This window comes from Paenibacillus dendritiformis, assembly GCF_021654795.1.
Taxonomy (GTDB): Bacteria; Bacillota; Bacilli; order Paenibacillales; family Paenibacillaceae; genus Paenibacillus_B.
Window position 1 is genome coordinate 508286 of the sequence record NZ_AP025344.1, and the last position, 12319, is coordinate 520604.

A 12319-nucleotide genomic window follows, 5' to 3' on the forward strand; every position below is an offset into this window, starting at 1 on the left:
GTTTCCGCGTGGCGCCAGCAAAGGAGAATGAAAACGATGATGCGACTATCCGCCATTGCCCACAAAGGCCTGCTTCTGCTTGGGGTCGTCGTCTTGCTCAGCGGCTGCTTCGGGTCGAAGCCCGCCTTGGAAGAGCTTGGCGAGGAGGGCAAGGGAACGATAAAGATTCTTTATTATAACGAAGATGATTTTTACCGGGAATACGGAAATGCGTTCAACGTCAAGTTCCCCAATATCGAGTTCGATATTGTGAGCACGAAGGAGCTTATGGACAAAAGGAGAAGCGGCGAGGATTTCGATTACCGGAGCGAGCTGGCGAAATGGGTGGATCTCCATAAGCCAGACGTGCTGCTGCTTGGCGGGGACGAGTATGAAGAGTATGCACAGGCGGGCAAGCTGTTCAACCTGGAGCCGATCATCAAGCAGGAGCAGTTCGATGTGGACGGGTACATGCCCGGCTTGATTGACTCGCTGCGGGAGAAGGGGGGAGGCTCGCTTTATGGGCTGACGCCGAATTTTTTCACCAGCGTCATCTTTTATAATGCCGACCTGTTCGCCGAGCACGGCATCGAGCTGCCCCGCAGCGGCCTCTCCTGGCAAGAGCTGTTCGATCTGGCCGCTCGCTTCAAGGGTGCCGGCACGGCCGACGAACCCGTGTATGGATTGGACGCTGGCGATGGCGATGCGGCGGAACTGCTGGAGAGCATCGCCCGGACGCTGAAGCTGCAGAGGTTCGATGCGCAAGGGGAGAGCGTGCTGCTGGAATCGGAGGGATGGAAGCAGGCGTTCCGCATGACTGCGGATGCGGTCCGCAGCCGTACGGTGAAGGTGCTTGGGGCGGGCGAGGCCCCGAGCTATCTCCCGTCCGATGATCTCTTCATGAACGGGCAGGCCGCCATGGTCATCGCGGGTTCAGGCTTGGCCTACAACATTAACGATCCATCGTACAGCAAGAAGGCGAAGAAGTTCGAATGGGGCATAGCGCCGGTCCCTGTAGACCCCGCGAATCCCGGAGAATCGCCATTTGCATCTTATCGAGAGACGTTCGCCATATCGGCGGAGTCCGCGAACAAGCGGGCGGCTTGGGAATTCATCAAGTATGTCGCCGGGCCGGAGAGAGCAAGCGCGGATGCGCAAGGCATATTGTATCAGCTGCCGACTCGCATCGGCTACGTCAAGGACCTCAACGGGAAAAGCGCGGAACCGTTATACGCGCTGAAGCCGATGGATCGGAAATATGAACGTACCGGCAAGAAGATTCCCAAGTCTTTTGACGACGTTTATGCGTCCCTGGTGAACGAAGCGCTGCAAGCCGTAATCGATCAGACGAGTTCGGTGGACGAGGCGTTGGCGAATCTGCAGCAGCAGGCGCAAGCGGCGCTTCAGGCGGCCCGCAGCGACCAGTAGGGAGCGGGGATCACACGCGCAACGAATGTGGACGGGCGGGCTTGCGTTCGCCTGTCGCCATACATAGGGAAGCTTGCGGCAGGCGGGCCTCTGCCGGTAAAGGCGAGACCGTCAGCTAAGGGGAAAGGAAGAAGAGATGAGGTTATCAAGGAAATGGAAGATGACGGGGCTGCTGCTTAGTATTGCGGTTCTGTTGAATGGTTGCATGGCAGGCAAGTCCGTACAGGACGAGCTGGGGGAGGACGCCCCCGGCAGTCTGAAAATTTGGTACCCGGATGTGGAGCCGTTCCATACCAAATATGGGCAAATGTTCGCCGCCAAGTTCCCCGGCATCCAGGTGGACGTGCTGCAGGCGCGAGAATGGATAGAAGAGGCGCGGCAAGGGGATTACGAGGAGGAACTCAAAAAGCTCATCGATTTGCATAAGCCGGATGTGCTGCTGCTGGACCAGGATGAATATGAAGTGCTGGCCCGGGCGGGCAAGCTGTATAATCTGGATCCGGCAATCATGCAGGACCAATTCGATCTGAGCGGATATATGCCGGGCATGATCGACATGCTGCGGGAGAAGGGGGACGGTTCACTCTATGGGCTGGCTCCATTCATCCGGCCGCGGGTCATGTATTACAATGCAGATTTGTTCAATGAGAACAGTATCGATCCTCCCTCCAACAAGATGCAATGGCCTGACATGTTCGCGCTGGCGGCACGGTTCCCGAATACCGGGACAGAGGACGCCCCCGTCTATGGCCTGATTGGCAATGAAGCTCACGATGTGCTGTCCCAGGTTGCGTTGACCTTGGATCTGCAATTATTCGATGCGAAAGGCGGGAACGTCGTGCTGCAATCGGAAGGATGGAAGCAGGCCTTCCAGATCGCGGCCGAGGCGATCCGAAGCAAGGCGATCTCGGTCCGTTCCCCGAAGGAATCGGGCGAGGGCCCGGAGGGTTACGGTTATTTTCTCGCCATCAACAAGTTCCTGAACGGGGAAGCGGCGATGTTGATCAGTGATCATCACTTTGCTTCCCAGCTCCGCAGCAAAGCGAAGACCTTCGACTGGGGCATGGTCACGGTTCCGATCAACCCGGCGCGGCCCGATGAATCGACTTCGGTCTACGTGCCCCAGATTCTGGCTATCGCCGCGGATTCTCCCCGCAAGCAGGCGGCTTGGAACCTTATCCGCTTCATCAACGGACCGGAGGTGGCCAAGGCCAGATCGCGCACGGCCGGGAGCGACCTGCCGGCGATAGCCGATTATGTCTCCGGCGGAGATCGCGCCGATACGGAGGTGTTCTATATGCTGAAGCCGGCGCCTCATCATAACGAACGCGTAATGAAGCGGGTTCCGGACAGCTTCTATCAGGCGTATTCTTCGCTGGCGAATGAAGCGCTGCAATCCGTGATCGATAACGGGAAGCCGGTGGATGAGGCGCTGGCCGAACTGGAGCAGAAGGCGCAGGCCATGCTGGAGTCGGCCCGGAGCAAGGCGCAGGAGGAACATCAAGGCAGATGATGACCTCGCCGACCTCGCCGGCCGGAAGAAAACCTGGTGTGTCGGAAGCTGCCCTGTGGAAGAGAGATAGAAGGATAAGGGATACGATGAAAAATAATTTCAAAGAAGCGGCAATCGCGGCCTTCTGCATGCTGCTGCTGTTCGGTGCGATGAACGCGGTTGCCGAAGCGGTTTCGCAATCCACGAACAAAGCCGCGGCGAAGCCGGCCGCTGCTTCCAACGAGAGCAGGCAAAAGCGGATTGAGGCAGCCAATCCTGCCTAACGGTCTGAAGTACAAGCGGGAAATGAAGGCGGAAGCGGGCGAAGCGGGCTGGAGTTCAAAAAAAGACCAGGGCAGCGCCCGCCCGGCCAAAGCGGCGGTTCCGCCGACGCGGCATAGCCCGCCTGTCATCTCGTTCGATGCGTGCCAGCCGAGTCGGGTACATGGCTATTCTCCGGCGATGGCCGCTTCGATGGCACCAGTGGCGTAAGTGGGAAAGAGACTATGAAATCCTGCGTGGATGCAGCAATTTTCGCTTTTTAGGGCGCATTTTGATGAAATTCCTGCAAAAGTACATTATTTTCAACAATTTTTGTCGTTGATCGAATGAATAGTCCGAAAATGATGCAGTTTTGCAGGAACTCGTGTAACGGAACACGCGTCATCAAGGAAAACTGTATTTTTACAGTTTTTCGGCTAGCTGAGGTGCGAGAAGCAGGAGGGGCGGTCTCGCTTCGGCTAAAAAACGATCCCTAGCGGACAGCCCCTCTCTTCTCAATCAATTGCCCGATTGAAGCATCTCGAACACCTGCTGCACGTCTTTGTCTCCGCGTCCCGACAGATTGACGATGATGATCTGATCGCGGCGAAGCTGCGGCGCCAGCTTCAAGGCATGGGCAACGGCATGCGCGCTCTCCAGCGCCGGGATAATGCCCTCCGTCTTCGACAGCACCTGGAACGCTTCCAGCACCTCCTCGTTCGTGACGGTGACATATTCGGCCCGCCCGCTCACCTTCAAGTGGCTGTGCTCCGGTCCGATGCCTGGGTAATCGAGGCCGGCAGCGATGGAGTACGTTGGCGCCGGGTTGCCTTCCTCGTCGAGCAGCACGAGACAGCGGAAGCCGTGAAGGACGCCCGGGACGCCGCGGTTCAAGGTGGCGGCTTGATTGGGCTCCACGCCGATCAGGCGGACGGACGGTTCGTCCACATAATGGGCGAATGCCCCGATTGCGTTGCTGCCGCCCCCGACACAGGCCAGTACCGCGTCCGGCAAGCGGCCTTCCTTGTCCATAATCTGGCGCTTCGACTCTTCGCTGATGATCGCCTGGAAATGCTTGACCATCGACGGGAACGGATGCGGGCCTACCGCCGAGCCGAGCAGGTAGAACGTGGACTCATAATTTTCCACGAGATCGTTCAGCGCCTCGTCGACGGCATCTTTCAAGCGGCCCTGCCCCTTCGCGACCGAGACGACCTTCGCGCCGAGCAGCTCCATGCGGAACACGTTCAGCGCCTGGCGGCGAATATCCTCGGCGCCCATATAGATAATGCACTCCATGTCGAACATGGCGCAGACGGTGGCCGTGGCGACGCCATGCTGGCCCGCGCCGGTCTCGGCGATGACGCGATGCGCGCCCATGCGCTTCGCGAGCAGAATCTGCCCCATCACATTATTGATTTTATGCGATCCGGTATGATTGAGATCTTCCCTTTTCAGATAAATCTTGGCACCGCCGAGCTTCTCGCTCAGATGCTTCGCATACGTCAACGGACTCTCCCGCCCGACGTATTCGCGCAGATACGTTTTGAATTCATCGATGAATTCCGGGTCGTCCTTATAGCGGTCGAAGGCTTCCGCCAACCGATCCAATACGCCTTGAAGCTGCGGCGGAACGTAGCTGCCGCCGAATTCGCCGAACATGCCTCGCTGTGATGTCTGTGTGCTCAATGATAACGCCTCCCTGTGCGCCCAGCGCTTCTATTTAATTTGATATTTTAACGCATTACCGGACCGACGTCCACGAAAACTTGTTCCGATTCTACCGCGGGGAAGGGTAAAAAATTCGACAAATGTGTCATAATCTTAGATGCGGCTCGATTCGTGTTGGAACGTGTCGAGACGAATGGTATAATGAGACCGATGGAAGCGTTACCGCTTGCAAGGCGGCCGCTGCGGGCTGCGCGGCACCGATAGACAGACAGGGCGCAGCCGTACCAGGCATGGAGAAGGTGAGGGAGAAAGTGATGACACGTATAGGAGCGATTGAAGGCGGAGGCACCAAATTTGTCGTCGCCGTCGGCACGCCGGACGGACAGGTAGGAGAGACGGAGACATTCCCTACGACAACGCCGGAAGAGACGATGGACCGTACGGTGCAGTTTTTTAAGGATAAGGGAGTTGACGCCATCGGCTTCGGCTCGTTCGGACCGGTGGATCTGAACCCGGCGAGCGCCACCTATGGCCATATTGCGAAGACACCGAAGCCGCATTGGAGCGGGTATGATGTCGTGGGCCATTTGAAGCGCCATATTAACGTGCCGATCGGATTCGATACGGACGTGAACGGAGCCGCGCTGGGCGAAGCGACCTACGGGGCGGCCAAAGGGCTGAGCAGCTGCCTCTATATTACCGTCGGCACCGGCATCGGGGCAGGGGCGGTCGTGGAAGGCAAGCTCGTTCACGGGCTGACTCATCCGGAGATGGGTCATATTTTCGTGAAGCGCCATCCGGAGGATACGTATGCGGGCAAGTGCCCGTACCATCAGGATTGTCTGGAGGGCTTGGCGGCCGGACCGGCGATTGAAGCGCGCTGGGGCGTCAAGGCGTATGAACTGGGCGAAGATCACAAGGCTTGGGGGTTCCAGACGTATTATCTGGCTCAGGCGTTGATGAATTATATTTTGACCATGTCCCCGGAGAAAATCATTCTGGGCGGCGGGGTATCGAAGCAGCTTCATCTGTTCCCGCGCATTCGTGAGGAAGTGAAGCGGCTGCTGAACGGCTATGTGCAGCATCCGGCCGTATTGGACACGGACAGCGGCTATATCGTGCCGCCAGGTCTGGAGGACCGCGCGGGAATTACCGGAGCGCTGGCGTTAGGGATGCAGGCGCTGAAGCAGCAATAACCGAATCTTCCACCGTCAACCTCGTCTCGGCCAGCGCCGTGGCGAGCACGACCTTGCGAGTGAAGAGAGGTTGGCCATAGATAGGTGTGCACAAGGAGACGGGAAAGACGGGACAGCAGTGAAATATGACGTGAAGCAGAGATTAGGAAGGGACAGCAGAGAATGTAGAGGCGGGAAGATAGCGGCCGAAGCTGGATGTTGCAGTGAAATCCCGCGTTAATCAGGCTGTTGGAAAACCCCTGTTTTTTTCGGAGGGGTGATTACCTAATCGAAACTTGGCATTCAGAGCGTCATCGCCTTCTGGAGACATCATAATCTCCTGGGTTTTAACGTGTGAGGGAATTGCTGCTATTTTACAGGAATTTCGGCTCAATGAGTCCAAATTTCGAGGAATTGCTGCACAGCTACATCATTTTAGGCCCTTTTGAGCTAAGTTGAAGAGAAACGGGTGAAATTGCTGCAGTTTTACAGGATTCCCATTCTGGTGAAGTCGTCCCTACAGAATTACTGTATTTGTACAGGATTTTGCCTACTGAATCAACGTGCCTTGAGAAACCGTGCAGTTTTGAGGACTTCGCCTATCGGATAGACATTTCATTGTGCAGTTTTCAGGCACTCGATCAGATAAAATTTTTCTACTGAGAGAGAAGTCCTGATGAAGTGCCCAAAAATCCTCTGGACTTTCTCAACAGCCTGGTTAATACAGGAATTTACGCCCTTTGAGCCGATATTTTATTCAATTCCTGCAAAAGTACATTATTTCCGCCGATTTTTGCTTTCTATCGGTTTCATATGCTGAAATTGATGCGGTTTTGCAGGAATTCCTGTAACGAAGCAAACGTTATAAGGGAAAACTGCATTCTTGCAGTTTTTCGGCAAGTCGAGCGTTGAGAATCAGGGGGGGCTCATGGCAGCGAAAACCTGCTTATGGGACAGCCCCCTTGATGTGCTTGGGGCGGTTCGGCAACTTCCGGAAGCTTGGGACCATGGGCGGGACCTTGAGCGAGACAATGTACGAAGATGTGCAAGGCGTCTCTACACTGGGGCATTTGCGGGATTTGCGAGATCGGATGAGGTATCGTTTGGGTACGAGCACGGACAAGGGAAATCGGCTTGATTGCGTTCCGCCTGGTGCGGCTAGATAGAACAACCACCGTTGGAGTTATCTCTAGCGGTGGTTGTTTTTTTATAGGGTAATTATTTTTACGTCAAGGAGAAAATAATGATTGACTTAAAAAGTAATTAAGATTACCTTATAAAGTAACAAGGCGGCAGCTGTCCCTTCGCCGTCTTGCATGACGGGCTGAGGAGGAAGCTATGCCGAAGATTCATGAATTGAAGCCGGATGCAGACACGCTTCACGGCTTTTTTAGCAAAGATTTGGAGCCGGCGTTAACGATCGATTCCGGGGATACGGTTATTTTTCGCACGTTGGACGCCGGATGGGGCTTGGAAAAGCGCTCTGTGCCGGGGGAGCCGAGAAAGAAGTTCACGGAACGGAAGCCGAGCCGCCAATGTCCGCACTTTGGACACGCGCTGGTCGGTCCGGTATTTATCCGGGGAGCCCGGCCGGGGCAGACGCTGGAGATCAAACTGCATGAGATTGTACCCGGTTCATGGGGATGGACATCGGCGGGAGGATTTCCGAGCTACTGGAATGAGAAGCTGGGAATGACCGAAGAGCCCGAGGTTTACCTTGATTTTGCTTTGGACGCCGACCGGATGGTGGGGCGAAGCCAGTTCGGCAATTTCGACTACGCTGTCGGACTAAAGCCATTCATGGGCATTATGGGCATGCCGCCGCCGGAGCCGGGCCAGCATACGACCTTCGTGCCCCGGGCTTCCGGGGGGAATATCGACTGCAAGGAGCTGCAGGCCGGCAGCACGCTGTATTTGCCGATCCCGGTGGAAGGGGGGCTGTTCTCCATCGGAGACGGTCATGCGGTCCAGGGCGACGGAGAAGTGGGCGGCCCTGCGCTGGAGTGCCCGATGGAGAGAGTGAGCTGCACGTTGACGGTAAAGGATGACCTGCCGTTGGCGATGCCGAGGGCCAAGACCGATGCAGGGTGGCTGACGATGGGATTCCATGAGGATCTGGAGGAAGCGATGTGGATGGCCCTGCATGATATGATCGACTGGATGTCATCACTCTATCGGATTTCGCGTACAGAAGCGTATGCTTACGCCTCATTGACCGTCGATCTTCGCATTACGCAGATCGTGAATTCAGTCAAAGGCGTCCATGCGCTGCTGCCGTACAACGCACTGCGGTAAGCCTATATCACCGGGAGAGCCGGCACAGGGAGGATGTTACAATGAACGTGGAAGAACGTTATGTGAACAACCGGGGCGTGAACATTCATGTCATGGAAGCGAACCGCGGGACGAAGGACGGCTGGCCGCTTGTCATCATTCCCGGATTAGCGGAAGCGGCGGAGGATTATCGGGAGGTCGTGGAGAAGCTATATCCAAGACATTGCGTGGTCATTACGCTGCGGGGACGCGGCCGCAGCGATGCCCCGGCAAGCGGGTATACGCTGAAATATCATGTCAGCGATATCGAGGCGGCCATCGAAGAACTGGAGCTGCGGAAGTTCGTGCTCATGGGCTTCTCCAGAGGGGTGGCCTATACTCTTGGGTATGCGGTACAGCATCCGGATAGAATCCAGGGGCTCATTATCGGAGATTACCCGGCGGTCCATACGCGATTGAAGCCGGGCTGGGTCGAGTTTTTCTCCTCGCTTCCGCCTTGGCGGGGCAAGCCGCTGTCCGAGCGAATGAGCACCGAGGCGCTGCATGCCCTGCAGCAGGAGTCCGACCCGGTCATGCTGTGGGAGCGATTGCCGTCGCTGCATTGTCCCGCCCTGATCATCCGTGGCGGAACGGAAGGCGCCGCCTTGTCGGCGGAGGCGGCCGAACAATACCGGGAGAAGCTGCCGCAAGCCGAGATTGTCGTATTCGAGGAGAGCGATCATAATATTTTCGAGCCGGATCCGAATGTATTCATTCAAGCGGCCGAGCGCTTCATGAACGGGATACGGCCGCACATTAACGATAAGAAGGGTGTAGATGTTGGATAATCTGAAGCTGAACGTATCATTGCTGAGACAGCGGGTTCCGAATCTGACGAGCGCGGCCCGGACGGTTGGATTGCGGCCGGCTACGGTCTCCAATCTATGTACAGGGAAAATTCCGGTCGGCCGGGCGGAGGTCCGGACGATCGCGGCGCTCGCCGAGCTGGCGAAATGCAGTCTGGATGAATTGATTTTGCGCGGGGAGGCGGTGGACATGATCGAGACGCGCATTAAGCCGCTCGATTTGTTCGCCCCGCTGGCCAAGGGCGGAACGGTTGGTTTGGTGGCCCGTCCGGGGATGGGGCAGCTCGTTCTGCTGGGCGAGCTGTTCCACAACCTGGGGAAGGAAGGGTACGGTACGATCCTGCTCAAGCCGGAGGGAGAGTATCCGGAGCTGAGCGATTTGCTGGACGGCGTCGATCAGGTAAGCTATTCGATTGAGGAGACGTATCGGCTGATGGCCGATGCCGGCCCGGACCGGGAGATCGTGTTCGCCGCGGACCGGGAGCATGTGCTGACAGGCGGCATCTATGACTTGCAGGAACGGCTGCTGCAAGCGGGGATTACCGGGGCCACGACATTTCTGGTCGACCTGAAGGGGCTTGCCGTCGACGAGGATCTCCCGTACGGGCCGTTAGAGACGCTGTGGTATTTCGATGCCGACCTCGCGGCCAGACTGAAGTTCCCGGCGGTGAATCCGCTCTACTCGACCTCCTCCATTCTGGAGGGGGTGCATCTCGACCAGAACCATCTTGCCGTCCAGCAGCGGGCCCAGAAGCTGCTGCGGCGATACCGGGAGCTGCGTTCCCTCGTCCAGGTGAAGGGCCTGAACGGCATTCCGGGCTCGGAGCGGCATACTTATGATCGAGGCGAGCGGCTGGAAGCCTATCTCACTCAGCCGTTCCATGTCGCCGAGGCTTATACGGGCCGGCCTGGCGCGGAAGTCGGCCTGCACGACATGCTGCAGGACGTGCAGGCGATACTGAATGGCAGCGCGGACCATCTTCCTGCCGAGAGTCTGCTGTATATTGGGCGGCTTCCGTCCTAAAGGGAAAAGTTCATAACGACAAGACGAAAAGAGACCCGGCCTAACGGCCAGGTCTGCATGCAGCGGCGGGCATCTGCGGCCAGACGCCCGGGAAGAACGGACAAGCGGAAGCGCTTGTCCGTTCGGCATGATGGGCTGCCATCCTTACTTCCGCGGGGGAGCCGTAGATTCGCGTACGATAATAATTTTGGTCGGCAGCAGCAGTTCGGTGAACGGCTCATCCTTATGCTCCATGCGCCAGAAGAGCTGCTCGACGGCTTTGCGGCCGAACAGGTTGAGAACGACGGCCATCGTTGTCGTCATCGGCGTGGCCAAGCGGGACAACTGCCCGTAATCGAAGCTGCATACCGAGACGTCGTCCGGCACCTGAAACCCTAACTGGTGGAGCGTGGAATTGACGAGAAACCCGAGTCCGTCGTTCACGCAGAACCAGGCAGTCGGTTGAGCGCTCATCCCTTTCAGCGTCTCCATGACATAATCGGCCTGTTCAACGGCATCGGTCACGACCCATTGCGGATGGGCTTCTATTCCCATATCGCGGAGGCAAGCCGGAATCCTTCCAGCCGCTCATAATAGCTCGGCGAGAAATCGATATTGCCGATATAACCGATGCTCCGGTGCCCCAAGTCGCACAGGTGCCGAACGGTCTCATAGGCACTGAACCGATTGTTCGTCAAGATGCAGTCCGCATGAATGGCCGGATGATGGTGATCAATGAGCACGGTCGGTATTCCGGTACCGATCACCGCATTCGTAAAATCCGTGCTCAAGTGGGACAGAATCAGAATCCCGTTCACGTCTTGATTCTTCAGAAAAGACGGCAGGGCCAGCTCAAGCTCCGATTCAGTCTTGGTGTCTTCTGGATAGGAGCGCGATATGAGACTGAACGAGAACTGGAAGCTGCGCCATTTCAATATCGGCGAGGCGCGCGATTTGGAGGCGGCTTCCCCCGAGTATATCGATTATTTCTGGATGACGGCGAAGGTGCCGGGGGATGTGCATACGACGCTGATCGAGAAGGGCATTATCGAGGATCCGTTCTACGGGCATTTCAGAAATGCCGCTGGGTCGAGGAGAAGGTGTGGTGGTACCGGACGACGTTCCATTGGGACGGACGTTGGAGGACATGGAGCGGATGGAGCTTGTGTTTGAAGGGCTCGATACGTTCGCGACGGTGTATTTGAACGGGGTGAAATTGGGATCGACGGACAATATGTTCATCCGCCATTCGTTCGAGGTGACGCGGGAGCTGAACAAGGGCAAGAATGTCCTCGCGGTCAAGCTGGATCCGGTTCACCTCCATGTACAGAGCAAGATGCAATATTATTGGTCCGGCTTCAGCAAAAAAAGGATATGGACGCGCAAGGCCCAAAGCCACTACGGATGGGACTGGGGGCCGCGGCTCGGCGCGTTGTTCTGGCAGTTAAATGACTGCTGGCCCGGCACGGGCTGGTCGGTCATCGACTATTACGGGCTGCCGAAGGCGGCGTATCATTACGCGCGCAAGTTCTATGCACCGGTGCTGCTGACGGCGGATCACGATGCCGGCCGGGATCTTCATCTGTGGGCGCTCAACGACCGCTGGAGCCGTACGAAGACCAGGTCCGGCTGGCCGTGTACCGGATGGATGGAACGAAGCTGTATGAGCGCGACTATGAGGTATATCTGGAGCCGAATGGCAAAAGGGAGCTGGATGCGCTGTCCGAAGCGGAGCTGACGAACGGGGCGGATCCGGCAGAGGCGGTGTGCGTCATCTCGTCCGGAAGCGGCCTCACGGAAGATAACTATGTCTACTTGCGCGACTATAAGGAGATGCGCTTCGAACCGGCCAACCTGCAGATCGTCGTGGATGAGGAGGCCGGCATCATCCGCATCGAGACCGACCGGGCGGCCCGCATGGTCAAGATCGAGCTGGATGAAGCGTGGATTGCCGCGAGCGGCCCGGGGATGGAGAAGGAGAACAATCATGCGGGAAAAGGGATGAGGAGCATGAAAGCGGCAGTTCTGCGCGGAACGAAAATGATGGAGGTAACGGAATGGGGCGAGCGCCGGCCCGGCAAGGATGAGGTGCGGCTGCGCGTCGTCTGCTGCGGCATTTGCGGCACAGACCAGCATATTTATCATGGCCATCCGGGCTCGGCGGAGGTGAAGCCGCCGATCGTGCTTGGCC

11 protein-coding genes and 2 pseudogenes are annotated in these 12319 nt (G+C 57.2%); 11 read left to right on the plus strand and 2 right to left on the minus strand.

The window, feature by feature from the left end; all coding sequences use genetic code 11:
* The first annotated feature begins 36 nt into the window (after positions 1-36).
* From L6439_RS02330 to L6439_RS02345, 4 genes are all read left to right on the plus strand, one after another.
* Positions 37-1407: an ABC transporter substrate-binding protein gene (locus L6439_RS02330; RefSeq protein ID WP_213469988.1), complete on the plus strand. Its 1371-nt coding sequence runs from the start codon at positions 37-39 to the stop codon at positions 1405-1407.
* A gap of 136 nt (positions 1408-1543) precedes the next feature.
* Positions 1544-2920 carry an ABC transporter substrate-binding protein gene (locus L6439_RS02335; RefSeq protein WP_213469990.1) on the plus strand — a complete coding sequence of 459 codons (1377 nt, stop codon included), beginning with the start codon at positions 1544-1546 and terminating at the stop codon, positions 2918-2920.
* A gap of 86 nt (positions 2921-3006) precedes the next feature.
* Entirely contained in the window at positions 3007-3183 is a 177-nt protein-coding gene (locus L6439_RS02340) for a hypothetical protein (RefSeq protein WP_168181077.1), read from the plus strand.
* The gene (locus L6439_RS02345; protein WP_168181076.1) at positions 3161-3391 is read left to right on the plus strand and encodes a hypothetical protein; all 231 of its coding nucleotides are present in this window, start codon (positions 3161-3163) and stop codon (positions 3389-3391) included. The genes L6439_RS02340 and L6439_RS02345 overlap by 23 nt, the downstream gene beginning before the upstream one ends.
* A gap of 288 nt (positions 3392-3679) precedes the next feature.
* Here the strand turns inward: L6439_RS02345 and trpB are convergent, their stop codons facing one another.
* The gene (trpB, locus tag L6439_RS02350) at positions 3680-4822 is read right to left on the minus strand and encodes a tryptophan synthase subunit beta (RefSeq protein ID WP_213470157.1); all 1143 of its coding nucleotides are present in this window, start codon (positions 4820-4822) and stop codon (positions 3680-3682) included.
* Positions 4823-5145: 323 nt separating this feature from the next.
* Between trpB and L6439_RS02355 the strand changes: the two genes are divergently transcribed.
* From L6439_RS02355 to L6439_RS02370, 4 genes are all read left to right on the plus strand, one after another.
* Positions 5146-6027: an ROK family protein gene (locus L6439_RS02355; protein WP_213469992.1), complete on the plus strand. Its 882-nt coding sequence runs from the start codon at positions 5146-5148 to the stop codon at positions 6025-6027.
* Between the two features lie 1317 nt (positions 6028-7344).
* On the plus strand, positions 7345-8301 hold the full coding sequence (locus L6439_RS02360) for an acetamidase/formamidase family protein (protein WP_213469994.1): 957 nt from the start codon (positions 7345-7347) through the stop codon (positions 8299-8301).
* Between the two features lie 41 nt (positions 8302-8342).
* The gene (locus tag L6439_RS02365; RefSeq protein WP_213469996.1) at positions 8343-9107 is read left to right on the plus strand and encodes an alpha/beta fold hydrolase; all 765 of its coding nucleotides are present in this window, start codon (positions 8343-8345) and stop codon (positions 9105-9107) included.
* Positions 9100-10149, plus strand: coding sequence for a P-loop NTPase family protein (locus tag L6439_RS02370; RefSeq protein WP_168181074.1), 1050 nt, complete (start codon positions 9100-9102; stop codon positions 10147-10149). Before L6439_RS02365 ends, L6439_RS02370 begins: the two co-directional genes overlap by 8 nt.
* A 144-nt stretch (positions 10150-10293) precedes the next feature.
* On the opposite strand, the pseudogene L6439_RS29605 reads toward L6439_RS02370, so the two are convergent.
* A pseudogene (locus L6439_RS29605) lies at positions 10294-10994 on the minus strand (substrate-binding domain-containing protein); the annotation flags it as partial.
* 31 nt (positions 10995-11025) lie between these two features.
* Here L6439_RS29605 and L6439_RS02385 point away from each other — a divergent pair.
* From L6439_RS02385 to L6439_RS29420, 3 genes and pseudogenes are all read left to right on the plus strand, one after another.
* Complete coding sequence (locus L6439_RS02385; protein ID WP_237096721.1) at positions 11026-11301, plus strand: glycosyl hydrolase 2 galactose-binding domain-containing protein; 276 nt, start codon at positions 11026-11028, stop codon at positions 11299-11301.
* Positions 11234-11866: a glycosyl hydrolase 2 galactose-binding domain-containing protein gene (locus tag L6439_RS02390; RefSeq protein ID WP_237096722.1), complete on the plus strand. Its 633-nt coding sequence runs from the start codon at positions 11234-11236 to the stop codon at positions 11864-11866. Before L6439_RS02385 ends, L6439_RS02390 begins: the two co-directional genes overlap by 68 nt.
* Positions 11773-12312 (plus strand): annotated as a pseudogene (locus L6439_RS29420) (hypothetical protein); the annotation flags it as partial. The gene L6439_RS02390 and the pseudogene L6439_RS29420, both read left to right, overlap by 94 nt.
* Positions 12313-12319 lie beyond the last annotated feature (7 nt).